The sequence below is a fragment of the Streptomyces sp. NRRL F-6676 genome, from assembly GCF_000725625.1.
In the GTDB taxonomy this organism is placed as follows: domain Bacteria; phylum Actinomycetota; class Actinomycetes; order Streptomycetales; family Streptomycetaceae; genus Streptomyces.
The window spans coordinates 16,153-39,431 of sequence record NZ_JOHS01000024.1; the positions used below are offsets into that span (position 1 = coordinate 16,153).

The window sequence follows — 23,279 nt, forward strand, 5'->3', positions numbered from 1 at the left end:
CTGACGATCGTCAGGGTCCGGGGTTGCCGTTCGGCCCGGGTGCCCTCCTGTTCCCGGTTCTACGTTCGGGCCTCATGGAACGAGAACCGCTGGAGAAGGTCCGGGCCGGCCGGCTGCTCGGGGCGTCGGGCGTCCTGGGCGCGGGTGCGGGAGTGGTGACATGGCTGTCCCCCGGCGGGCTGGGCGAGGCCGGTCCGGTCGAGGTCACGGGTGGGGCTTCGGCAGCCGCGTACCGCTCGCTGACCGGGGTGGTGGCGGACGCGCCGTCGTGGCTGGGCACCCTTCTGGACCTGGCGACCGAGGGCACTCTGGTGCTCCTCGGGCTGCTGCTGGTCTGGAAGGGGTGGACGGCGGTCCGCCGCGGGGACGCGCGAGGGGTCGCCGGAGCCGTGCTGACCGGACTCGGCACCGTCGCGGCCTACGCGGTGAGCGAGGCGGTGAAGCTGGTGGTGGACGAGGAGCGGCCCTGCCGTGCGGTGCACACGGGGGCCGGCCCGGTCGCGGAGTGTCCCGCGGTGGGTGACTGGTCGTTCCCGAGCAACCACGCCACCCTGGCCGCCGGGCTGGCCGTCGGCCTCGCCGTGCTGTGGCCCCGCCTCGCCGCGCTCACGCTGCCGCTGGCCGGGGCCGCCGCGCTCCTGCGCGTGCTGGTGGGGGTCCACTACCCGCACGATGTGCTCGCCGGTGCGACGCTCGGTGGCACCGTGGTGGCGGCCGTGCTGCTCGTGTGCGTGCCGGGTGCCCGGTGGGCGGTGTCCCGGCTGCCAGGGTTGTCAGGGATGTCAGGACCATCAGGACTGTCAGGACCGTCAGGACTGGGGCGGAACGATCCCGGCCTCGTGGGCCACGACCGCGGCAGCGGCCCGGTTGTCCACACCCAGCCTCGCCAGGATGGAACTCACATGGGCCTTGACCGTTCCCTCCACCACGCGCAGCCGCCGGGCGATCCGCGCGTTGGACAGGCCGCTCCCGAGGAAGGCCAGCACCTCCCGTTCCCGGGCGGTGAGGGCGGCGACCCGGTCGCGGGCGGCGGAGCGCCGGCCGGCCAGGGTGCCCGCACCCGTGGCGGCGAGGTGCGTGATGACCCGGGCCGCGACCTTCGGTGACAGATAGGCGGCGCCTTCGGCCACCGCGCGGACCCCGGTGATCAGTTCCTCCGGCTCGCCCGACTTGATCAGGAAGCCCGCCGCACCACCGCCGAGCGCCTGGAGGATGTAGTCGTCCTCGCCGAAGGTCGTCAGCATGAGGACACGCGTGGCCGGCACCGTGCCGCGGATCTCCGCGGCCGCCTCGATGCCGTTGATCCCCGGCATGCGGATGTCGAGCACGGCCACCGCGGGACGGTGGCGCCGGACCAGCTCCACGGCGTGGTGCCCGTCGACGGCCTCGGCGACGACGTCGATGTCCGGGTCCGTGGCGAGAACGGCGCGCACCCCCGCGCGGATCATCGGCTCGTCGTCAGCGATCAGCACCCGGATCACCGGACGCTCACGGGGTGATCGTGTCCAGGGACACCAGGGTGTCCTTCCGGAAGCAGAGCCGGTAGGCGTCGCCCGACCGGTCGTCGAAGCGGTCGGCCGTCATCGCGTAGTACTCGCACGTCGTGCCGTCTCCTGTCGGCTCGGGAGTCAGCGGTCGGTAGTCCGTCTGCCGGTCCGGCAGGAAACGCCGCACCTCGGAGCGATCCTGCCCCACGTGCAGGCGGGCGTAGTCGCGCGGTTCCAGGACCGACCGTGACGCCGAGAACATCTCCCAGCCCACGAGCGCGCCGCTCAGCAGCGCTCCCGTCACGAGGGGCACCATGACCGCGGCGACCAGGGCCCGGTGGACGCGGCGCCGGGCGCGGCGGTGTTCCTTCGGGACCCCGTCACCGCCGGATGCGGCGGGCGGCGGTGGAACGGAGGAGAGGGGCGAGGGCGTGTGCGGGATGCGCGCGAGGACCTCGTAGCCTCCGTCGCGCGGGCCGTGGGCGAACGAACCGCCGGCCAGTCGCAGGCGTTCTTCGAGACCGATCAGGCCACGCCCTCCGGCGCGGGGCCGGGGCTGCGGATCGGCCGCCGAGGACGGCGGGCCGTTCTCCACCACGACCCTCGTCTCCGTCGCCGTGTGGGTCACCTGGACGGTCGCCCTCGCGCCGGACGCGTGCTTGGCGACGTTGGTCAGCGCCTCCCGCACGACCCGGTGCGCCGTCCGTCCGGCCACGGGCGGCAGGTCGTCCGCCGTGCCGTCGATGCGCAGGTCCACCGCGAGACCGGCCGTGCGTGCCTCGGAGACCAGCCTCGTGAGCCCGGCGCCGCCCGGGTCCCCCGGCGCGGAGTCGTCCTCCTCGCGCAGCACTCCGATCACCTCGCCGAGGCGCTCCACCGCGGCCGCGGCTCTGGCCCTGATGTCGCCCGCGGCCCCGCGGTGGTGTTCTTCGAGGTCCGGCGCCAGTTTGAGGGCACCGGCCGACAGGGCGATGAGGCTGAGGTCATGGCCGAGCACGTCATGCATGTCCTGGGCGATACGCGCCCGCTCGCGCAGCCGGGCCTGGTCGGCGATCAGCCGCTGTTCACGCCGCAGTTGCTCGGCACGCTCCCAGCCGGCCCGGACGAGCTGCCGGTACTGGCACCAGAACCGGCCCGCGCACCACGGCAGCATCGTGGCGAGGACCACCACCGTCACGAACCGGCCCGCCAGCGGGAGCCAGGCCGGCGCGACGGACAGCGCCACCACGCCGGCCGCGAGGATCGCCGTCAGGGCGAGCGCCGTCGGCGCGGTCCGTCCGGGCCGCCGCCCCGCCAGGAACGCGGCGACGGCGGTCGCGACGGCCCACCACGGATTCACCACGCTCAGACCGGCGGCCGCCGCGGCAGCCGCCGTCAGAAGGAGCCCGGGGTCCCCAGCCCGCCGCAGCGCGGCGGTCCCGGACGCCGTGTCACCGTCGCTCGTCGTCCTGTGCACGAAGGCGACGGTACGGACATCGGGCGCCGTCCGACACTGCCGAAAGTCGTATGCGCTCCGGCGGACGGCGTGCCCCGGAGCCCCTTTCACGGGGTCCCCTCACGCCCGCGGGTAGCGGGCCAGCCAGCCCGGGGCCGCCCCCGTCGGTGTGTGCAGGGACGGGCCCTGGGTCATCTCCATGGCGAAGTCGTCCGCGAGGACGAGCATCGTGGGGCGGCCCTCCAGTTCCACCAGCCATGCCGGGGGCAGCGCCGTCTCTCCGTAGAGCGCGCCCAGCATGCCCCCGGCCAGCGCGCCCACCGTGCCCGAGGCACCCCCGTGTCGTACCGCCAGGCGCAGCCCGTGCCGTACGTCCTCGCCCACCAGCGCGCAGTACACCGCCGCCGACAGCACCCGCTCCGCCGAGCCGCCGTCCGCCAGTTCCTCCACCCGCCCCGGCGACGGCAGCCCCTGCCGCACCGCCCCCAGTGCCCGTTGCAGCGCCTCCGCCACCGGCGCCTGCCCCGGCCGTACGGACAGCAGGTGCAGTGCGCGCTGCACCCCGGCGTCCACGTCCTCGCCGCGGGCCAGCGCGTGCACGACGACGGCGTACGCGCCCGCCGCGAGGTACGCCGTGGGGTGCCCGTGGGTCTGGGCGGCGCACTCCAGGGCGAGTTGCAGCACGAGCTGCGGCTCCCAGCCCACCAGCAGCCCGAACGGCGCGGACCTGGCCACCGCCTCGGGGCCCACCGCCGCCGGGTTCTTGGGGGTGGCCGGGGTGCCCATCACGTCGTCGCCGAGGCCGAGCAGACAGGCCCGGGTCGGGGCGCGGCGGGCGTACAGCCACTCCTCGTGGGCCAGCCAGCCGTCCTCCGCGCGCCGCAGGTCCGGGCCCCAGTCGCGCTGGGTGGCCGCCCAGCGGCGGTACGCGCGGTGCAGGTCGGTCGGCGGGTGCCAGGCGCCGGTGTCCCGGCGGACCTGGGCGCGGATGAGGCCGTCCAGGGTGAACAGGGTGAGCTGGGTGAGGTGCGAGACGGTGCCGCGCCGGCCGTGGTGGACGGCGAGTTCGACGGGGCCGTCGGTGCCGTACTCCTCGTGGATGCGGGTCGTGGACAGGGCGTCGAGGGGGGTGCCGAGCGCGTCGCCGAGGGCGGCGCCGAGCAGGGTTCCGCGTACCCGGCTGCGGAAGTCCTGCTGTTCGGTACGGCCCCAGACGGCACCGGCTGTCGCACCCACCCAGGCCTCCTCACGGCCACCGTCCGCATGCCCGACGGCAGGCACTGTAATCGAACGGAGACGCTGTGCTTCGGCCCCCCGGCCCACCTGCGCCACACCCCCACATCGGCGGGGGCGCGGCGCGGTGGCGTGCCGTCAGGTCAGCGCAGGCGGGGCAGGAGGACGAGGCGCGCGGCGCAGACCAGCGCCGAGAGCAGTGCGGCGGCGCGGAGGGCCGTGGTCGTGCCCATGATCAGGCCCACGGCGCCCGCCAGGCCGTAGAGACACGTGAGGACCGTGCTCACCGCAGGCGTTCCGCGAGGCGGGGAAGGATACGGAGCGCGTTGTCGCCCGCGACGCGTCGTGCGGCGTCGGCCCCGAGCAGGCGCGTCAGGTCGTGCTCCCCGGTCCGTGCGTGGTCGAACAGCTTGTCGGCGTAGATCCAGTCGGTGCCGAAGAGCATCCGGTCGGTGCCGACGGCGTCGGCCATCGTGTTGATCTGGACCTGGGAGTCGGCCACCGCCACGTCGTAGTGGACGGAACGCAGGTACTCCGGGATCGGACGGCGGACGAGTTCCCGGTAGGCCGCGACGACCCGGGGAGCGGCGGCGAGCCGGTGGCCGAGGTAGGGGACGGTGCCCCCGCCGTGCGACAGGATCCAGTTGATGTGGGGATAGCGGTCCAGCACGCCGTTGAACACGAGGGTCATGAAGACGCGCGTGGTGTCGAAGACGTACTCGCCGATCCAGTGCTGCCAGGGCAGGTCGGGCGTCTGCTTCGGTTCCACCGGGTGCAGCAGGACGGTGGCGCCCCGCTTGTCGAGCGCGTCGTACACCGCCTCCCACTTCGGGTCCCCCACATAGGTCCCGTCGACCTGGGAGACCACGTACACCCCGTCCAGGCCGAGATCGTCGTAGATGTGGTCGATCTCGGCCAGGGCGGAGTCCACCGCCGGCAGCGGGACCGCGCCGAACACGCCGAAGCGCTTCGGGTGCCTGCGGACGACGTCGGCGCCGATGTCGTTGACGTTCCTCGCCAGTTCGTCGGCCTCCCGCTGGTCGCCGAAGTAGACGCCGGTCTCGGCGAGACAGGACAGCACGCCGACGTCGATCCCCCAGTCGTCCATGAAGCGCAGGTGGGCTGCCGGGGTCCACGGTTCGAGGTCGACCCCGCCGGTCCAGTTGATGTCGTGCCGGACCAGCGTCTCGATGTAGGGCTCCGGCAGGAAGTGCGTGTGCACGTCGATCTTGGGCATGAGCAGCCTCTCGGTTTCTGGGTTGATCTATCCAAAAAGCTAGCACCGGGTTTCTGGGTAGGCAACACCAGAAATTTCGGTAGGCTGTCCGGGGAGAAGGAGACGACGTGTCCGAAGGATGGACGGCGAAGGGGGCCGCGACCCGGTCCCGCATCATCGACGCGGCCGCACGGCTGATCCATGAGCGCGGCATCGCGTCGGTGGGGATCAACGACGTGCGGGCGGCCAGCTCGACCAGCCACGGCCAGATCGCCCACTACTTCCCCGACGGGCGGGCCGAGTTGCTCAGAGCCGTCGTGGAAAGACAGGCGCGGCAGGCGCTGGACGACCAGGGCCCCGAACTCCGGGCGCTGGACTCCTGGGAGTCCTGGCAGCGGTGGCGCGATCACCTGCTCGCGGTGCACACGGCCCGTGGCGCGGCCGGGGGGTGTCCCCTGGGCTCGCTCGTCCCGCAGCTCGCGGAGAACGACCCGGCCGCGGCGCGGCTGATGGAGGCCGGGTACGACGCGTGGGCCGCCGCGTTCGAACGGGGGATCGCCGCCATGCGCCGCAACGGCGACCTGGCGGCCGACACGGACGCGCGGCAGCTCGCGGCCGCCGTCCTGTCCCTCACCCAAGGGGGCCTCGTCCTCATGCAGGCGTCCCGGTCGGTCGAGAGGCTGAGGCAGTCCCTGGACGCCGCACTGCGGCTGTTGCGCGCGTGCGCACCGGGCACCGGCGAGTGAGGCCCGTGCGCGGTGCGGGCCCGCCGGTGCCGGCGGGCCCGCGTCCGCCTCTCGTCGGCCGCGGGTACTACTCCAGCACCGGCAGCAGCTCCGGCAGATGGCCGTCCGAGGACGCCGCCGCCTGTTGGCGTTCGGGCGGGACCTCGCCGTACAGCGTGGTGCGGGGTCTGGCCGGCCGGCCGGCCGTCTCGGCGACGGCGATCAGGTCGCGTACGGACTTGTAGGAGCCGTAGGAGGAGCCCGCCATGCGGGAGATGGTCTCCTCCATCAGCGTGCCGCCCAGGTCGTTGGCGCCGGAGCGGAGCATCTCGGCGGCGCCCTCCGTGCCCAGCTTCACCCAGCTGGTCTGGATGTGGGAAATGTGGGGGTGCAGGAGGAGCCGGGCCATCGCCGTGACCGCGCGGTTGTCGCGGTTGGTCGGGCCGGGGCGGGCGATGCCGGCCAGGTACACCGGGGCGTTGGTGTGGATGAACGGCAGGGTGACGAACTCCGTGAACCCGCCGGTGCGTTGCTGGATGCCCGCGAGGGTGCGGAGGTGGCCGAGCCAGTGCCGGGGCTGGTCGACGTGGCCGTACATCATCGTGGACGAGGACCGGATGCCGAGTTCGTGGGCCGTTTCGACGACCTCGATCCACGTCGCCGCGGGGAGCTTGCCCTTGGTGAGGATCCAGCGGACCTCGTCGTCGAGGATCTCGGCGGCCGTGCCGGGGATGGAGTCCAGGCCGGCCTCCTTCGCGGCGGTCAGCCACTCGCGGATCGAAAGCCCGGTGCGGGTCGCGCCGTTGACGACCTCCATCGGGGAGAAGGCGTGCACATGCATGCCGGGGACGCGTTCCTTGACCGCCCGCGCGATGTCGAAGTACGCCGTGCCGGGCAGGTCGGGGTGGATGCCGCCCTGCATGCAGACCTCCACCGCGCCCACGTCCCACGCCTGTTGCGCGCGGTCGGCGACCTGGTCCAGGGAGAGGGTGTAGGCGTCGGCGTCGGTGCGGCGCTGGGCGAAGGCGCAGAACCGGCAGCCGGTGTAGCAGACGTTGGTGAAGTTGATGTTGCGGGTGACGATGTAGGTGACGTCGTCGCCGACGGCCGCCCGGCGCACGTCGTCCGCGATACGGGTGAGGGCGTCCAGGGCCGGGCCGTCGGCGTGGAGCAGGGCGAGGGCCTCGTCGTCGGTGAGTTTCGTCGGGTCGTCGGCGGCCGTGGCGAGCGCGGCGCGGACATCGGTGTCGAGGCGTTCGGGTGCCATGCCGGGGACGGCGGCCTCGCGCAGGGCGCCCCAGTCGCCGTAGACCTCGTCGAAGTCGTCGCGGCGGTCGGCGGTGCGGCCCTCGGTGTCGATGGTGCGGTGCAGGTCGGTGCGGCCGGTGGCGGTGAAGGCCTCCTCGGGTTCCTGCCAGGGCAGGCCGCGCGGGAGGGCGTCCGCCAGGGCGAGCCCGGTCTCCGGGTCGGCGAGGGCCGCCACGTGCGGGCGCAGCCGGGGGTCGAGCCAGGGCTCGCCGCGGCGCACGAACTCCGGGTAGACGCACAGGCGTTCCCGCAGCGTGAACCCGGCGCCGGCGGAACGCTCGCGCAGCAGATCGATCTGCGGCCAGGGGCGTTCGGGGTTGACGTGGTCGATGGTGAGCGGCGAGACCCCGCCCCAGTCGTCGATCCCGGCGGCGATCAGCCGCTCGTACTCGTCGTCGACGAGGTTGGGCGGCGCCTGGAGGCAGGCGGCCGGCCCCATGATGTGCCGCGCCACCGCCACCGTCGCCACGAGTTCGTCCAGTTCCGCGTCGGGCATCCCGCGCATCGCGGTGTCGGGCTTGGCGCGGAAGTTCTGGATGATCAGTTCCTGGATCGAGTGGTACGCGCGGGAGACGCGGCGCAGCGCGAACAGCGACTCGGCGCGCTCCTCGTACGTCTCCCCGATGCCGATGAGCAGCCCGGAGGTGAACGGCACGGAGGAGCGGCCGGCGTCCTCCAGGACCCGCAGCCGGACGGCGGGCTCCTTGTCCGGGGAGCCGTGGTGGGGGCCGCCGGGCTCGGACCACAGGCGGGTGGCGGTGGTCTCCAGCATCATGCCCATGCTGGGCGCGACGGGCTTGAGCCGCTGGAAGTCCGTCCAGCTCAGGACGCCCGGGTTGAGGTGGGGCAGCAGCCCCGTCTCCTCCAGGATGCGGATGGAGATGGCGCGGACGTAGGCGATCGTGTCGTCGTAGCCGTGCGCGTCGAGCCACTCGCGGGCCTCGGGCCAGCGGTCCTCGGGCTTGTCGCCGAGGGTGATCAGGGCTTCCTTGCAGCCGGCGGCGGCGCCCTTGCGGGCGATGTCGAGGACCTCGTCCGGCGACATGAACATCCCGTGCCCGGCGCGGCGGAGCTTGCCGGGGACGGTGACGAAGGTGCAGTAGTGGCACTTGTCCCGGCAGAGCCGGGTGAGGGGGACGAAAACGCTTCTGGAGTACGTGATGACCCCGGGCCGGCCGGCCGCCTCCAGCCCCGCGTCCCGCACGCGCCCGGCGGAGGCGACGAGATCGTCGAGCGCCGCGCCACGCGCCCGCAGCAGCACGGCGGCCTCGGCGACGTCGAGCGCGACGCCGTCCCGGGCGCGCCTGAGCGCGCGACGCATGGAGTTCTCGCTGGGGTACCCGGTCCCGAAGGTCGCGGAAGTCGTCATCCTTCGAGGATACGTAGGCGGTGATCAGGGGGAACGGGGGCGGCGGGGCGAGTGGGCGGGCGGAGTGCGCGGGTCATCGTACGAGTGACCGGGGAATGCGTAGGGTGGCCGTACGGTCCCGTCCGCGTCCGCCGCCCCGAAGGAGCCGTAAGGATCATGACCCGTGACGTCGATCTCCGTTTCCGTCTCACCACCGCCTTCCAGCGGTACGTCGCCAATCCGCTGACGCGGCGGATGCCGGGTCAGGTGCTGCTGGAGACCACCGGAAGGGTGTCCGGGCTGCCCCGGCGCACACCGGTCGGGGGGCGGCGGGTGGGGGACGCGTTCTGGCTGGTGTCGGAGTTCGGGGAGCGCGCGCAGTACGTGCGGAACATCCTCGCCGACCCCCGGGTCCGGGTACGTCTGCGCGGGCGCTGGCACACCGGGACCGCGCACCCGCTGCCCGACGACGACCCCGTCGCCCGGCTGCGCACGCTGCCCCGGGGCAACAGCGGCGTCGTCCGGGCGCTGGGGACGAACCTGCTGACCGTGCGGGTGGATCTGGACGGCTGACCGGCCTCACACGGGCTCGCCGCAGAGGGCTCAGTCGCCCGTCGTGCCGTCCAGCATCTCGCGCAGGATGTCCAGGTGGCCGTTGTGGCGGGCCGTCTCCTCCGTGAGGTGGAGGAGGATCCAGCGCAGGTCGACGTGGAGGCCGTCGCGGACGGGGCGCCGGGCCCGGTTGCCCAGGGCGTTGCGGACCACCAGATCGCGGTACCGGGCGCTCTGTTCCGCGTACTCGTCGAGCAACTGCGGCAGCGGGAAGTCGACGGCGATCCGCATCTCGCGGTCGGGGTCCTCCTCCGTCCAGGGGCCCTTGTCCTCCTCGCCGAGGAAGACCACCTGGAACCAGTAGTACTCGACCCAGCGGAGATGGTTGATCACCCCGCTCATGGTCATCAGCGGCGAGCCGGGCAGCAGTGCCTTGCGCGCGTGCTCCGCGGAGACCCCCTGGCACTTCACACGGGCCGTGTCGCGGGCGTAGTCGAGGAACGTGGTGAGCTGGGTGCGCTCGTCCCACGCGGGAGGCGTGTCGTCGATTCTGGTCATCGCGCGAAGGGTCCCCGATCCCCGGGCCCGCTGTCGAGGCATTTCCCGGCCCGGGCGGGACAGCCGTCCCCCACTCGGGCCCCACGGGCTCCATTTCCACGTGCGAACGTGTGGGGAGCGTGTGCGGGTTCGGTGGTATGCCGTACGGCCGCCTGTGATCGCGGTCTCGCACGGCTGACGCATTCGCCAAGGACAGGGCAGACTTGCCTCGTTGACATGATGTCGGTGGCGCAGGGGGGCGGAGGCGGCGATGGACGGTGGACCGCGGGTGCCGGAGCAGGGGCGGGCCGAGCAGACGGCGGCGCTGCGCTTCGGCGTGCTCGGCCCGGTGCGTGCCTGGCGCGGCGGCGAACCGCTGCCCACCGGCTCGCCCCAGCAGCGCGCCCAGCTCGCCGCGCTGCTGCTGCGCGAGGGCCGCACGGCGACCGCGTCCGAACTGATCGACGCCCTGTGGGGCGACGAACCGCCCTCCCGCGCCCTGGCCACCATCCGCACCTACGCCTCCCGGCTGCGCAAGACGCTCGGCTCCGGGGTGCTGCACAGCGAGTCCGGCGGCTACGCGCTCAGGCTGTCCGAGGGCGACGAGCTGGACCTGCTGCGCGCCCAGGAACTCGTCGCCGACGCCGAGAAGGCCCGTTCCTCCGGTGATCTGGCCCGGGCCCGCGCGCTGCTCGACGAGGCGCTGGCCCTGTGGGACGGCGAATCGCTCGCGCACGTCCCGGGCCCGTACGCCGAGACCCAGCGCACCCGCCTGGAGGAGTGGCGGCTGCAACACCTGGAGTCCCGGCTCGACATGGACCTGGAGCAGGGCCGCCACGGCGAGGCCGTCTCCGAGCTCACCGCGCTGACCGCCACCCACCCGCTGCGCGAACGGCTGCGCGAACTGCTGATGCTGGCGCTGTACCGCAGCGGCCGGCAGGCCGAGGCCCTCGCGGTCTACGCCGACACCCGCCGCCTCCTCGCGGAGGAGCTCGGCGTCGACCCCCGCCCGGACCTCAGCGAGCTCCAGCAGCGCATCCTGCGCGCCGACCCCGCCCTCGCCGAGCCCCCCGCGCCCGCCCAGGAACCGGCCGCCGCCCCCGTACGGCCCGCCCAGCTCCCGGCCACCGTGCCGGACTTCACCGGCCGCGCGTCCTTCGTCAACGAGCTCGGCGACGTCCTCGCCTCCGCCGAGGGCAACGGCCGGGTGATGGCCGTCTCGGCGCTGGCCGGCATCGGCGGCGTCGGCAAGACCACCCTCGCCGTGCACGTGGCGCACCAGGCGCGTGCCGCGTTCCCCGACGGCCAGCTCTACGTCGACCTCCAGGGCGCCGGACCCCGCGCCGCCGAACCGGAGACCGTCCTCGGCTCCTTCCTGCGCGCGCTCGGCACCGCCGACTCCGCGATCCCCGACTCCCTCGACGAGCGGTCGGCCCTGTACCGCTCGCTGCTGGACGGCCGCCGCGTCCTCGTCCTCCTGGACAACGCCCGTGACGCCGCCCAGGTCCGCCCGCTGCTGCCCGGCACCGAGGGCTGCGCGGCGCTGATCACCTCCCGCATCCGCATGGTCGACCTGGCCGGGGCGCACCTGGTCGACCTGGACGTGATGTCCCCCGAGGAGGCGCTCCAGCTCTTCACCCGGATCGTCGGCGAGGAGCGGGCGGCCGGCGAGCGGCAGGCCGCGCTCGACGTCGTCGCCGCCTGCGGCTTCCTGCCGCTCGCCATCCGCATCGCCGCCTCCCGGCTGGCCGCCCGCCGCACCTGGACGGTGTCGGTGCTGGCCGCCAAGCTCGCCGACGAGCGCCGCCGGCTGGACGAGCTGCGCGCCGGCGACCTCGCCGTCAAGGCCACCTTCGAACTCGGCTACGGCGCCCTGGAGCCCGCCCAGGCGCGCGCGTTCCGGCTGCTCGGCCTGGCCGACGGCCCCGACCTCTCGCTCGCCGCCGCGGCCGCCGTACTGGACCTGCCGGCCGACGAGACGGAGGACCTGCTGGAGTCCCTCGTCGACATGTCCCTGCTGGAATCGGCCGCGCCCGGCCGCTACCGCTACCACGACCTCGTCCGGCTCTACGCGCGTTCCTGCGCCGAACGCGACGAGAGCGCCCCCGGCGAGCGGGAGGAGGCGCTGTCCCGGCTGCTCGACTTCTACCTGGCCACGGTCGCGGGCGTGTACGCCATCGAGCGGCCCGGCGACCGGCTCGTGGACCACCTGGAGCGGGCCGCCTATCCGGGGCTGACCTTCTCCGACCGGCACGCCGCGCAGGACTGGCTGTACGCGGAGGCCGTCTGCCTGCTGGCCTGTGTACGGCAGTCCGCCCGCCCCGGCACCCTGCGCCGCGCCGCCGACGTGCTGTGGGCGGCGGTCGACCTGGCCGAGTCGGGCGCCAACTCCCGCGAGTACAAGGCGGTCGCGGCACTGCTGCGGGACGTCGCCGAGGAGACCCGGGACGCGCGCACCCAGGCGCGGGCGCTGACCGCGCTGGCGTTCGTCCACCACATCTCCGGCAGCCGCTTCGACGTGGCGGTGGAGGAGGCCCGGCGGGCCACCGAACTGGCCGGGGCCGCCGGGGACCCGCTCACCGGCTGCTGGTCGTCGAACATCAGCGGCGTCGTCGCGCTCTACCAGAACCGCCACGACGAGGGCGAGGAGCACTTCACCCGCGCCATCGAGAGCTTCCGCGCGCTCGGCGACCGGCCCGGCGAGGCGAGCGCCCTGTGCAACCTCTCCCGCATCCACCTGGCCACCGGCCGCACCGGCAGCGCGGTCGCGCTGGCCCGCCAGGGCACGGCGATGTACGACGACATGGGGCACGCCCTCAAGGGCGCCAACGGCCGCTACGCGCTGGGCCTCGCGCTCACCGCGAGCGGCAAGCTGGTGGAGGCGACCGACTGCCTCCAGCAGGCGCTGCTCGTCTTCCGGGACTCCCGGCAGCGGCTGTGGGAGGGCATGACCCTCTTCCGGCTCGCCGAACTCGACCTCACCGCGCGCCGCCCCGCGCAGGCGGCGTCCAACGCCGAGATGGCGCTGACGCTGCTGCGCGGCATCGGCGGCGACTGGCGACGCGGCAACGTCCTGACCGCCCTCGGACGCGCGCTGCACGGCATAGGGCAGCACGGCCGCGCCGAGGTCTGCTGGCGCGAGGCGCTGGACCTGTTCGAGGCGCTGGGCGCACCGGAGGCGGACGAGGTGCGGACGCTGCTGAACCCGGCGTCGGTCGCGTGAGCGGGGCGTTCGCCGGGCCGGGTCGGGGCCGGCGGCGGACGTTCATCGTTCGTTTATCGCCGTACGGCACTCTCGACATGTCGAGCCGTCGCGTCGGGGGGCAGGCGGACCGGCGAGTGGCCGGGTACTCATGGTGAACCGGCCAGGCGGGAGCCGTCCGGCAGTCCACGGGGGAGTTGCCGGGCGGATCCCGCCCTCCACCGCACAGTTGTTCCGCAACATTCAGGGGAGGAACTCGAGATGAGCGACGAGAACACCACGGACAACGTCCACGCCACCGGCGAGCCGGTCGCCGAGCCGCAGGGCAACGTGCACGCGACGGGCGAGCCCGTGGCCGCGAAGAACGTCCACGCCACGATCGAGCCGGCGAAGCTCGGCGACACCGGCGAGGCGTCGACGGACAACGTCCACGCCACGGACGAGCCGGTCTGACCGAACCTCTCCCGCACGGGGGAAACCGGCCGCGGCACCGCTTGGGGGAGCACGCCGCGGCCGGGCGCAACCGGGTCCCGCACGGGGAGGGACCCACACGGGGATCGGCCCCGGCGTCTGGGGAGACGCCGGGGCCGAGGTGTGTCCGCGGGACGGTGGGTCAGGAGGCTTCCGGGGCCCGCGGTGCGGGGTCGCACTCCTCGATCTCGGCGGCGAAGGAGTCGTCGCTGGGTCTCACCTTCGCGGTGACCGTGCCGTTGGCCGGCACCTCGACGTCCTTGCGCACGGTGTCGAGTTCGTAGGTCAGGTCGGCCTTGAAGACGACGGTGACGGTGAACGTGCCCTTCGTACCGTTGGGGTTGGTCACCCGGACCTTGGTGTACGGCCTGCTCGTGGTCGCGCAGTCGACCAGTTCCACGGTGGCGTCGTCGAGAGAGGACGCCGTGCTGCTGCCGCTGCCGTCGCCGTAGTAGTCGTCGTCGTTGTCGTCGTACGGATCCCGGTCCCGGTACCCGCCGGAACTGCCGCCGTACGAGTCGTCGTCGCTGTCGTCGTCGCTGCCGTGGTAGCTGTCGTGATCCTGACTGGAACTACTGCAACCGCCGCCACCGCTTCCACCGTGCCCGTGCCCACCGTGCCCCCGGCTCGAGAACCCGGTCAGGGCGAGGACGACGAGCGCCAAGACAGCGGCAAGCCTGAGTGTGGTCCCCCGTATACGCATACGACCACCCTAGGTGCCTTTAAGGGGCGCGGGGAACTGCGCGACAAGCCACGACGGCCCCGCACCCGCGCTGTCAGGCGCACCCCCACCCCACTAGGCGCCCAAAGCCGACGGCACGTCACGCCGTACGCGCAGTACCGGTCCCCTTCTCCGCGTCGAGCGCGTACACGCACCGGTCCTTGCTGCACGCGTAGACCACCCCGTCCCGCACCACCGGCGACCCCGTGATCTCCCCGCCCGTCGCCAGCTTCCACCGCAGCCGGCCGTCGTCGGCCTTGAGCGTGTACAGCAGGTGGTCCGTGGAGCCGAAGTGGATGCGGCCCTCCGCGACCACCGGCGCGCCCACGACGTCGCCGCCCGCCTGGAACCGCCACTTCGGCGTGCCGGTCACCGCGTCCAGCGTGTAGAGCCCCTTGCCGCTGCCGACGTGCACATGCCCGCCGGCCACCAGCACGGGCTCGATCGAGGCCCGCGCCTCCGTGGCGATCCGCCAGCGGTCACGGCCGTCGGTGGCGTCGAGGGCGTAGACCGTGCCGAGGTAGTCGGCGAGGTAGACGCCGCCGCCGGTGACCGCCGGGCCGGGGACGAACATCGGCGGGCACAGGAAGACGGCGGGCGCCTCGAAGTGCCAGCGCACATGCCCGCCGGCCACGTCGAGGGCCATCACCCGCGTGCCGGCCGAGACGTAGACGAAGCCGTCCGGGGCGTGGGTGAGCCGTACCGGCACTCCCCCGCAGGACGCGGCGTCGCCGATCGGGTACGACCAGCGCTCCTCGCCCGTACGGGCCTCGAGCGCGCGCAGCCGGGCGTCCTTCCAGACGTACACCGTGCCGTCGTGCACGGCGGGGCCCGCCTCGGGGGCCTCGAAGTCGGTCTGGGCGCCGGTCAGTTCCCACAGCTTCTGCCCGGTGGACGCCTCCCAGGCCTGGACGCCGCCGCCGCGCGTGCCGGTGACGACCGTGCCGCGGTCGGCCTGGAGCGAGTAGACCCAGGCGTCGGTGGAGACCCGCCACAGGTCGCCGCCCTCGCGGGCGTCGAGCGCGACGAGCGTCGGCCCGTCGGAGGCGTGGATACGGCCGTCGGCGACCGTCATCGACCAGGCGACGTCGCGCGTCTTGAAGCGGCGGCGGCCGGTGGCGACGTCGAGCGCGTGCACCTCGAAGGAGGTGACGTAGACGAGGTCGCCGGCGACGGAGGGGGTGCCCCACACGTCGTTGGACATGCGGAAGCGCCACGGCCGCCAGCCGGCGGGCGCGGCCTCCGGCGGGGCGGGCGGAGCGGCCGTCGGGGCCGGGTCGGCGCCGTTGACGCCGGGGCGCGGCTTGGACCAGCTGGCGGTGAGCGCGGACTCGGGCGGCAGCGGCTTGATCGCGGTGGCCCGCATGTCGACGACGCGGGGGCCGGGCCCGATCGGCACCGGGACGCCCGCGAGCCGCACCGGACCGGTGTCGGGCGCACCGCCGGGGCCGGGGCCGGGGGCGGTCGCCGGCAGCGGCACGGGCGCCGGGTCGTGGGAGGGCGGGGGCGGCACCACGGGGGCGGCCGGTCCGCCGCCGCGCGGGGCGGGCGGTGCCGGGGGCCGTACGGTCGTCCGTCCGCCGCGCCGGGTCTCTATCAGGCCGACGGCCGACTCCGGGAGCCACGCCGAGGCCGTACCGCTGTCGTCGGTGCCGGCGCCGAACAGGTGGGGCGCGAGCTGGGCCTGGAGGTCGGCGGGGTTGGGGCGGGCGGTGGGCTCCATCCGCATGCAGGACTCGATGAGCGGGCGCAGCTCGTCGGGGAGCCCGGACAGGTCCGGGCCCTCGCGCAGCAGCATGAAGACCGTCTCGACCGGGTTGGCGCCGTGGAAGGGCGGATGGCCGGTGGCGGCGAAGACCAGCATCGAGCCGAGCGAGAAGACGTCGCTCGCGCCGGTGACGCTGCGGGAGTCCTTGGCCTGCTCGGGCGACATGTAGGCGGGGGTGCCGACGGCGACGTTCGTCATCGTCAAACGGGTGTTCGAAACGCCGGAGGCGATGCCGAAGTCGATCACCCGGGGGCCGTCCTCGACGACGAGGACGTTCGACGGCTTCAGGTCGCGGTGGACCAGTCCGGCGCCGTGGATCGACTGGAGCGCCTCGGCGACACCGGCGGCCAGCCAGCGCACCGCCTGGGCGGGCAGCGGCCCGCAGTCGTTCACTATCTCCTCGAGCGAGGGCGCCGGCACGTAGGCGGTGGCCAGCCAGGGCACCGCGGCGCGCGGGTCGGCGTCGACCACGGCGGCCGTGTAGAAGCCGGAGACCGCGCGGGCCGCCTCCACCTCGCGCGTGAACCGCACCCGGAACAGCTGGTCCTCGGCCAGCTCCGTGCGCACCGTCTTGATCGCCACGCGCCGCCCGGACGCCGAGCGCGCGAGATAGACCAGCCCCATGCCGCCCGCGCCCAGCCGCCCGAGTACCTCGAACGGCCCGATACGCCGCGGATCGTGCTGCGTCAGCTGATCCACCACTTGCCTGCCACCTCCCCGTACGGCCCGCGTGACCCTCGTCCAGTACGCGACCCCGTGCAGCGTCTCACCACCGCACCGCCATGGCGGCACGCACCCCGATTCTTCCTGTCCGGAGCCCCTGAGGCGAACCCGCGGGCGGAACGGGGTGTTGTCGGACAAAAGGGCCGGGCGCGGCCCCGCGGGCGCGTCCGGTGAACGTCGGGGAGCGCCCTACCGTTCCAGCAGGGCGAAGGACGCGCCCTGATTGTCGGTGACGACCGCCACCGTGCCGTACGACGTCCCGAACGGGCCGGCCTGGGTACGGCCGCCCAGACGGTGAACGGTGGCGAGCGTCTTCTCCACGTCGCCGACGCCGAAGTGGACGAGGAAGTGCGGGGGCATCTCGGGCGGGAACACGTCGGCGACGGCGGCGCGGCCGAAGTCGGGGGCGGCGCCGGGGCCGAACAGGGCGTCGTGGAAGAGCCCGGCGTAGAAGTCGTTCGCGGTGCCGGTGTCCCGGGTGTACAGCTCGGCCCAGGTGAAGGTGCCGGGCTCGTGCCGGCACGCGAACCCGGCGTGCGTGCCGGGCTGCCAGAGCCCGAAGACGGCGCCCTCGGGGTCGGCGGCGAGCGCCATGACGCCGAGCGCGCCCACCGCGCTCGGCCCGGTGATCACCTGACCGCCGGCCGCACGGATGCGTCCGGTGAGGGCGGGGAGGTCGGGGGCGGCGAAGTACACGGTCCACACGGTCGGCATCCGCCCGTCGCCCTTGGGCGCGAGCGCGGCGACGGACCCGCCGTCCCGGCAGGCCCACCACACGTCGTCGTCGGCCGCCTCGAAGCTCCACCCGAAGAGCTCCCCGTAGAAGCGCCGCCCGGCCTCGACGTCGGAAAGCTGCACTTCGATCCAGCAGGGAACGCCTTCGGCGAAGGCGGGACCGGCCTCGGAGTCTCGCGCGTCGGTGCCGGGGGGCGGGTTTTCGGCCATGTGGTGAACGTAGCCGCGCGGGCGCCGACTCGCGCGCGGGGTTGCTCCGGGCCGGCTCCCACCCGGCCGCGCGACCCCCCGGAAAGGGGGTCACAAAGACCGCACTCCCCATTTGCAGTCGGCCGAATCGCGCTCCGATCACCCCTCGGTAAGCTGACGACATGACAGGACAAGTGCGTACCGTCGACGGCCGCGTGGCCGGTCGACGCGGGCAGGCGACGCGGCAGAAACTGCTCGACTGCCTCGGTGAGATGCTCAGTTCCTCGCCCTACCGGGACGTCAAGGTCATCGACGTCGCACGGAAGGCGGGCACGTCACCCGCGACCTTCTACCAGTACTTTCCGGACGTCGAAGGCGCCGTCCTGGAGATCGCCGAGCGCATGGCCGGCGAGAGCGCGGTGCTGGGCGAGCTGGTCGAGGGACGCTCCTGGGTGGGCCGCTCCGGCTGGGGAACCGCCCAGGAATTCGTCGATGGCTTCCTCGACTTCTGGCGCAAAAACGACGCCATCCTCCGGGTGGTCGAACTCGGTGCCGCGGAAGGGGATAAACGTTTCCACAAGATCAGATCGAAGACCCTCAACGCGCTGCACGGCTCGCTCTCCGAAGCGATCGCCGAACTCCAGTCCAAGGGCCGCGTCGACAAGGACGTCAGCCCCGCGGCGATGGCCGGCTCCATCGTGACGATGCTCGCGGCGGTCGCCTCACACCAGAAGGGCCCCCAGTCCTTCGGCATCAAGGCCGCCGAACTGCGGCCCAACCTCGCCCTGTTGGTGTACCTGGGCGTCACCGGCAAGAAGCCGACGAAGTAGGACGCGGCAAGGCGGGGCAAGAGCGGCAACAGCGCGCCCGGCACCACCGTCCGGACGTCCGAGTCCTGTCATGCGGACGGCCGGACGGACGACCGCCGAGACCGCCCGGGTAGCCCAGGCAGCTCAGGTAGTCCAGGCAGCGCAGGTAGTCCAGGCAGCGCAGGTAGACCGGGTAGCTCAGACAGCCGTCGGCTCAGCGCTCCACCTTGACCCTCGCCGTTTCGTTCCCCGGCCGCGGATCGCGCCGGTCGAGGGCCGTCCTCCCCGGCCGCAGCGCCACCGTGCCCTCCCCCGCCCGGTCCGGATCGAGCGTGAAGTCCAAGGTGCGGCTCTCGCCGGGAGCAGCGACCCGCCCAGCGCCACCCCCGCCGTACGCCCTCGCCCTCGCCCTCGCCCTCGCCGACCGTCACCGGGTCCCCCGCTGTTCGTCCAGTGATACTCGACGCATGACCGAAGACCTTCAGGCGTTGCTGAGATCGTTGCGGGTGTGGGACCCGGAGGTCACCGAACTGCGGGGGTTCGACCCGGCCGGGGCGCCCGGCGAACCGCTCGCGCTGTTTCACGCGTGGTTCGCGGAGGCGGTGGCGGCGGGTCAGCGGGAGCCGCACACGATGTCGCTGGCGACGGTGGACGAGGAGGGGCTGCCGGACGTCCGCACGGTGATGCTGCACGGCGCGGACGCGGCCGGCTGGTCGTTCGGCACGCACGACACCAGCCGCAAGGGCCGTCAGCTCGCCGCCCGCCCGCAGGCCGCGCTCGGCTTCTACTGGCCGGCGCTGGGCCGTCAGGTCCGGCTGCGCGGCCCGGTGACGCGGGCCCCCGCCGCCGAGGGCGCGGCCGATCTGCACGCCCGTTCGACGGGCGCGCTGGCGGCCGCGCTGGTGGGCCGGCAGAGCGAGGTGCTGGGCTCGCCGGAGGAGCTGGCGGCGCGCTCGGACGCGGCCTGGGAGCGGGCCGCCGCGGAGCCGGAGGCCCCGGCCCCCACCTGGACCCTCTACCGGCTGGCCCCGGTGGAGGCCGAGTTCTTCCAGGGCGACCCGCGCCGCCGCCACGTCCGCCTGCGCTACCGGCGCGAGGCGGGGGCGGCGGCGGATGCGGGGGCGTGGGTACGGGAGCTGCTGTGGCCGTGACCCGGGGCGCGGACGCCGGTCACGGCCGGTACGGCTGCCGGAACGCGTGCGCCGGTCACCCCAGTACGGGTTCCGGATCGGTGGCGAGGCGGGCGTGCAGATGGACGTCGCGGAAGGCGTCGTGCCGCTCCGCCTCGAACATCGCGCCCCGCAGCGTCCCCTCGTAACGGAAGCCGCACCGCTCGGCGACCTTGCAGGACACCTCGTGCCCCAGGGCGTGGCCGAGTTCGAGGCGGTGCAGTTCGAGGTCGGTGAACGCCCAGCGCGCGGCCAGGGCGAGCGCCCGGGTGGCGACCCCGCGCCCGCGCGCCTCGGGCAGCACCCAGTAGCCGACGCGGCCGCAGCGCACCACGGGCTCTATCTCGTTGAGGCCGATGTGCCCCAGCACCGCACCGCTGTCCTCGTCGGTGACGCAGTACGCGACGCTCGTCCCCTTGGCCACGCTCTCCGCCCGCGCCCGCAAGGACTCCATGGCGCCGTCGATGTCGCGGACCGGGCGCAGCGGGGTGTTCCAGCGCCGGAACTCCGGGTCGGTGTGGCCTCGCAGCCAGGCCTCGGCGTCGGTGTCGGAGCCGGGGTCCCAGGACCGCAGGCGCAGACCGTGGCCGCGCGGGCCGGGAGAGGACGGGCCGGGAGAGGACGGGCCGGGAGAGGACGGGCCGGGAGAGGACGGGCCGGGAGAGGACGGGCCGGGAGAGGACGGGGCGGGAGAGGACGGGGCGGGAGAGGACGGGGCGGGGTCACCGGGCCGGGCCGGGACGTGTGCGTCGATATGGGGCATCGGTCCATTGAAACCCGTACCCCGCGAGGTGACACGTCCGGGGAGCGGTCCGTGGACTCCCCTCCTCCCACCCGTGATCGTTTCGCAACCGATTCCGGTCTTGACCGATACCCATCAAGCCGGGGCGTCATTACGCTCGCCCTCATGGCCGACTCGACTGCTTCCTCCGCTTCTTCCGGGCCGCGCGCGGTGCCGAGCCAGGAGGACCGTCCCGTCTATGTGATCGGCGGCGGCCCGGGCGGCCTGGCCGCGGCGCAGGCGCTGCGCGCGCAGGGCGTACGGGCGGTGGTGCTGGAGAAGTCCGACCGGGTCGGCTCGTCCTGGCGGGGCCACTACGACCGGCTCCATCTGCACACCACGCGGCGGCTGTCGGCACTGCCCGGCCTGGCGATGCCTCGCTCCTTCGGGCGCTGGGTGGCGCGCGACGACGTGGTCCGCTACCTGGAGAAGTACGCGGAGTACCACGAGCTGGAGATCGTCACCGGGGTCGAGGTCTCCCGGGTGGAGCCCGCGCCGGACGGCGCCGGCTGGCTGCTGCGCGCGTCGGGCGGCCGCGAGCTGACCGGGCGCGCGGTGGTCGTCGCGACCGGCTTCAACCACACGCCGTACGTGCCCGAGTGGCCCGGACGGGAGGACTGGACCGGCGAGTTCCTGCACGCCGGGAGCTACCGCTCGGCCAAGCCGTACGCCGGGCGCGACGTGCTCGTCGTCGGGGCCGGCAACACCGGGGCGGAGATCGCGGTGGACCTCGTCGAGGGCGGGGCACGGCGGGTGCGGCTGGCGGTGCGGACGGTGCCGCACATCGTGCGCCGGTCCACCGCGGGGTGGGCCGCGCAGTACAGCGCGGTCCTGGTGCGGCGGCTGCCGGTGCGGCTGGTGGACCGGATGTCCGAGGTGATGTGCCGGATCAGCGTCCCGGACCTCGCCGCCCAGGGCCTGCCGCGCCCCGACACGGGGCTGTACAGCAGGGTGAAGCAGGGCGCGATCCCGGTCCAGGACGTCGGCATCATCGACGTGGTCCGCACGGGGAAGGTCGAGATCGTCGCGGCGGTCGAGTCCTTCGACGCCGACGGCATACTGCTCGCCGACGGCAGCCGCGTCGTACCGGACGCGGTGATCGCGGCGACGGGCTACGCCCGCGGCCTGGAACCCCTGCTGGGCCACCTCGGCGTACTGGACGGACGGGGCCGCCCGACGGTGAGCGGCCCCCGCACCCCGAAAACCGCCCCCGGCCTCTACTTCACGGGCTACACGAACCCCATCAGCGGCATGCTCCGCGAGATGGCCCGGGACGCGGAACGGATCGCGCGGGCGGTGGCGAAGACGGTACGGGCGGGGGGCTGAGCGCAGGGCCGCCGCGTCCGCCTCCGGACCGCGCCCACACCGAGGTCACCCAACGAGGTCACCGGGGCTCGGCCCCCGGCAACGGGTCCGCGACGAAGGTCCCGAGCCCGACCTCCCCGCGCGTCCACCCCTCCTCGCGCACGTGCCGCATGGCCTTCGCCGCCGTCGCGTTCACGACGTCGAACTCGCGGGCGATCTCCAGCGTGGACGGCACACGGCTGCCCGGCGGATAGGTCCCGTTCTCGATCCGGCGGATGATCTCCGCCGCGATCTGCCGCCACAGCGGACGTATGCGATCAAGCTCCATGCCTCCAAGCGTGGGTGACCACGGGTTCGCACGCATCCGTGGATAACTGCGGATAACTACGGGTATGGTGGCCCAGGAAACGCAAACACCCCAGGGCGGACGGGCAAGGTCCGGCACCTGGGGCTGACCGGAAGGGAACTCCGGCTGATGACGACCCTACTGCGCGCACTTCTTCGCGTGCTCGACCCCGGCAAGGGAAGGCACCGCGCACCGCACCGCACAACCATGGGGGTGTCGGCATGAGGGGCCTTCGCCGCATGCCGCCTGGTGCGGACGGGCGCACGGGCTTCTGCCAGCCCGGCGGAATGGTCGCGGCGTTGAGCGACGCCATCGAGAACGACTTGATCGAGTCCGCGGCCGTCGTCCTGAGGCTGGTGCGCGCCGTCCTCGACGGACCGCACCTCACGGCGGACGAGAGTGTGGTCATGCTGCGTCGAACGGCGGAGTGCCTGGCGGACGCGGTGAACGTCGCCGAGCTGCGCGGCGAACGGCTTGCGGCAGCGGACGACTGAGACCACCTCACGGCCGGACGCCGCCTCCTACCGACGGCCCCCGTACGACCAAGGCAGCGTCCGGCCGCGGGCGCGCGGCAAGAGAAGGAGGGTCAGGCCGCCAGGGCACGGACGAGCATCGTGCCCACGGCCCTACTCTCTGGCGGGTCGATCAGAGACACGCGTACGTCGGAGAAGCCGTGCCCGGTCAGGATGCGCTCCCACTCATACGGGGTTCGGTCGTGCCGCGGTCCGGCTGCGGCAGGCATGGGCCCCTGGCCGGCCGGAGGCAAATGCGAGAAGGCCAGGATGCCGCCCGGTGCCATGCGCGAGTGGATCAGCGGGAGCAAGGTGTCCGGATCGACGAACCACACGGCGCCAAAGATCGAGAGCACAACATCGAAGGTCTTGTCCGTCTCGCTCAGGAACGCCGTCGCCTCCGCCGTACGGAACTCAAGGCCCGGCAGATGGCCCCAGCGCTCCCGCGCGACCGCCTCGCGGGCGGGGGCGATGTCCACCCCTTGACCGGTCGCGCCGAGCGTCACGAGGTGCGCGAGGTTACTACCGCTCCCGGAGCCGAGTTCCAGCACCCGGCGTCCGGTCATGGGGCCCAGAACGCTCTCGTTCGGGCCGTGATCGGCGTACTGAGTCCAGTTCAGCCAGGTCGTGTCGCCCGTGGCGTTCACGGCCCGTCGCGGCTTGCTCGCGACCGCGTACCTGTCCCAGGACTCAACCAATGACATACG

General features: G+C 73.6%; 21 protein-coding genes and 1 pseudogene. 9 read left to right on the plus strand and 13 right to left on the minus strand.

The window, feature by feature from the left end; translation table 11 throughout:
* Positions 1 to 74 precede the first annotated feature (74 nt).
* Positions 75 to 764, plus strand: a pseudogene (locus tag IO29_RS36660) (phosphatase PAP2 family protein); the annotation flags it as partial.
* A gap of 45 nt (positions 765 to 809) precedes the next feature.
* Here IO29_RS36660 and IO29_RS17140 read toward each other — a convergent pair.
* From IO29_RS17140 to IO29_RS17155, 5 genes are all read right to left on the minus strand, one after another.
* Positions 810 to 1,481 (minus strand): response regulator, encoded by a 672-nt coding sequence (locus IO29_RS17140; RefSeq protein WP_030380398.1) that lies wholly within the window; start codon positions 1,479 to 1,481, stop codon positions 810 to 812.
* A gap of 7 nt (positions 1,482 to 1,488) precedes the next feature.
* Positions 1,489 to 2,943: a sensor histidine kinase gene (locus tag IO29_RS17145; protein WP_199806890.1), complete on the minus strand. Its 1,455-nt coding sequence runs from the start codon at positions 2,941 to 2,943 to the stop codon at positions 1,489 to 1,491.
* Positions 2,944 to 3,042: 99 nt separating this feature from the next.
* On the minus strand, positions 3,043 to 4,158 hold the full coding sequence (locus IO29_RS17150) for an ADP-ribosylglycohydrolase family protein (protein ID WP_030380396.1): 1,116 nt from the start codon (positions 4,156 to 4,158) through the stop codon (positions 3,043 to 3,045).
* Positions 4,159 to 4,298: 140 nt separating this feature from the next.
* Positions 4,299 to 4,442, minus strand: coding sequence for a hypothetical protein (locus tag IO29_RS38545; RefSeq protein WP_158709357.1), 144 nt, complete (start codon positions 4,440 to 4,442; stop codon positions 4,299 to 4,301).
* Positions 4,439 to 5,392, minus strand: coding sequence for an amidohydrolase family protein (locus tag IO29_RS17155; RefSeq protein WP_051707790.1), 954 nt, complete (start codon positions 5,390 to 5,392; stop codon positions 4,439 to 4,441). The genes IO29_RS38545 and IO29_RS17155 overlap by 4 nt, the downstream gene beginning before the upstream one ends.
* A gap of 107 nt (positions 5,393 to 5,499) precedes the next feature.
* Here IO29_RS17155 and IO29_RS17160 point away from each other — a divergent pair, with 107 nt between their 5' ends.
* Positions 5,500 to 6,117 carry a TetR/AcrR family transcriptional regulator gene (locus IO29_RS17160; RefSeq protein WP_030380394.1) on the plus strand — a complete coding sequence of 206 codons (618 nt, stop codon included), beginning with the start codon at positions 5,500 to 5,502 and terminating at the stop codon, positions 6,115 to 6,117.
* A gap of 67 nt (positions 6,118 to 6,184) precedes the next feature.
* On the opposite strand, the gene IO29_RS17165 is transcribed toward IO29_RS17160, so the two are convergent.
* The gene (locus IO29_RS17165) at positions 6,185 to 8,773 is read right to left on the minus strand and encodes a bifunctional FO biosynthesis protein CofGH (protein WP_030380393.1); all 2,589 of its coding nucleotides are present in this window, start codon (positions 8,771 to 8,773) and stop codon (positions 6,185 to 6,187) included.
* Positions 8,774 to 8,929: 156 nt separating this feature from the next.
* Between IO29_RS17165 and IO29_RS17170 the strand changes: the two genes are divergently transcribed.
* The gene (locus IO29_RS17170) at positions 8,930 to 9,325 is read left to right on the plus strand and encodes a nitroreductase/quinone reductase family protein (RefSeq protein WP_030380392.1); all 396 of its coding nucleotides are present in this window, start codon (positions 8,930 to 8,932) and stop codon (positions 9,323 to 9,325) included.
* A 30-nt stretch (positions 9,326 to 9,355) separates the two neighbouring features.
* On the opposite strand, the gene IO29_RS17175 is transcribed toward IO29_RS17170, so the two are convergent.
* A complete protein-coding gene (locus tag IO29_RS17175) occupies positions 9,356 to 9,862 on the minus strand; it encodes a DinB family protein (RefSeq protein WP_030380391.1) in 507 nt (168 codons plus the stop codon).
* A gap of 250 nt (positions 9,863 to 10,112) precedes the next feature.
* Here IO29_RS17175 and IO29_RS17180 point away from each other — a divergent pair, with 250 nt between their 5' ends.
* Both IO29_RS17180 and IO29_RS17185 read left to right on the plus strand, forming a co-directional pair.
* Entirely contained in the window at positions 10,113 to 13,064 is a 2,952-nt protein-coding gene (locus tag IO29_RS17180; RefSeq protein WP_030380390.1) for an SARP-family global regulator AfsR, read from the plus strand.
* Between the two features lie 240 nt (positions 13,065 to 13,304).
* Entirely contained in the window at positions 13,305 to 13,496 is a 192-nt protein-coding gene (locus IO29_RS17185) for a hypothetical protein (protein ID WP_030380389.1), read from the plus strand.
* 160 nt (positions 13,497 to 13,656) lie between these two features.
* On the opposite strand, the gene IO29_RS17190 is transcribed toward IO29_RS17185, so the two are convergent.
* From IO29_RS17190 to IO29_RS17200, 3 genes are all read right to left on the minus strand, one after another.
* Positions 13,657 to 14,217 (minus strand): hypothetical protein, encoded by a 561-nt coding sequence (locus tag IO29_RS17190; protein WP_030380388.1) that lies wholly within the window; start codon positions 14,215 to 14,217, stop codon positions 13,657 to 13,659.
* A 118-nt stretch (positions 14,218 to 14,335) separates the two neighbouring features.
* Positions 14,336 to 16,705 (minus strand): protein serine/threonine kinase AfsK, encoded by a 2,370-nt coding sequence (locus tag IO29_RS17195; RefSeq protein WP_030380387.1) that lies wholly within the window; start codon positions 16,703 to 16,705, stop codon positions 14,336 to 14,338.
* 210 nt (positions 16,706 to 16,915) lie between these two features.
* Positions 16,916 to 17,671, minus strand: coding sequence for an AfsK-binding protein KbpA (locus tag IO29_RS17200; protein WP_199806891.1), 756 nt, complete (start codon positions 17,669 to 17,671; stop codon positions 16,916 to 16,918).
* Positions 17,672 to 17,832: 161 nt separating this feature from the next.
* On the opposite strand from IO29_RS17200, the gene IO29_RS17205 reads away from it, so the two are divergent.
* Positions 17,833 to 18,480, plus strand: a complete 648-nt coding sequence (locus tag IO29_RS17205; RefSeq protein ID WP_078618319.1) for a TetR family transcriptional regulator — start codon at positions 17,833 to 17,835, stop codon at positions 18,478 to 18,480.
* A 446-nt stretch (positions 18,481 to 18,926) separates the two neighbouring features.
* A complete protein-coding gene (locus IO29_RS17210) occupies positions 18,927 to 19,610 on the plus strand; it encodes a pyridoxine/pyridoxamine 5'-phosphate oxidase (RefSeq protein WP_030380384.1) in 684 nt (227 codons plus the stop codon).
* Between the two features lie 55 nt (positions 19,611 to 19,665).
* Here the strand turns inward: IO29_RS17210 and IO29_RS17215 are convergent, their stop codons facing one another.
* Entirely contained in the window at positions 19,666 to 20,391 is a 726-nt protein-coding gene (locus IO29_RS17215; RefSeq protein WP_078618318.1) for a GNAT family N-acetyltransferase, read from the minus strand.
* Positions 20,392 to 20,535: 144 nt separating this feature from the next.
* Between IO29_RS17215 and IO29_RS17220 the strand changes: the two genes are divergently transcribed.
* On the plus strand, positions 20,536 to 21,735 hold the full coding sequence (locus tag IO29_RS17220) for a flavin-containing monooxygenase (protein ID WP_030380382.1): 1,200 nt from the start codon (positions 20,536 to 20,538) through the stop codon (positions 21,733 to 21,735).
* A gap of 58 nt (positions 21,736 to 21,793) precedes the next feature.
* Here IO29_RS17220 and IO29_RS17225 read toward each other — a convergent pair whose 3' ends face one another.
* Positions 21,794 to 22,042 carry a GntR family transcriptional regulator gene (locus IO29_RS17225; RefSeq protein ID WP_030380381.1) on the minus strand — a complete coding sequence of 83 codons (249 nt, stop codon included), beginning with the start codon at positions 22,040 to 22,042 and terminating at the stop codon, positions 21,794 to 21,796.
* 257 nt (positions 22,043 to 22,299) lie between these two features.
* Between IO29_RS17225 and IO29_RS17230 the strand changes: the two genes are divergently transcribed.
* Entirely contained in the window at positions 22,300 to 22,554 is a 255-nt protein-coding gene (locus IO29_RS17230) for a hypothetical protein (protein WP_158709358.1), read from the plus strand.
* 92 nt (positions 22,555 to 22,646) lie between these two features.
* Here IO29_RS17230 and IO29_RS17235 read toward each other — a convergent pair whose 3' ends face one another.
* Entirely contained in the window at positions 22,647 to 23,276 is a 630-nt protein-coding gene (locus tag IO29_RS17235; RefSeq protein WP_030380379.1) for a class I SAM-dependent methyltransferase, read from the minus strand.
* Positions 23,277 to 23,279: the final 3 nt, after the last annotated feature.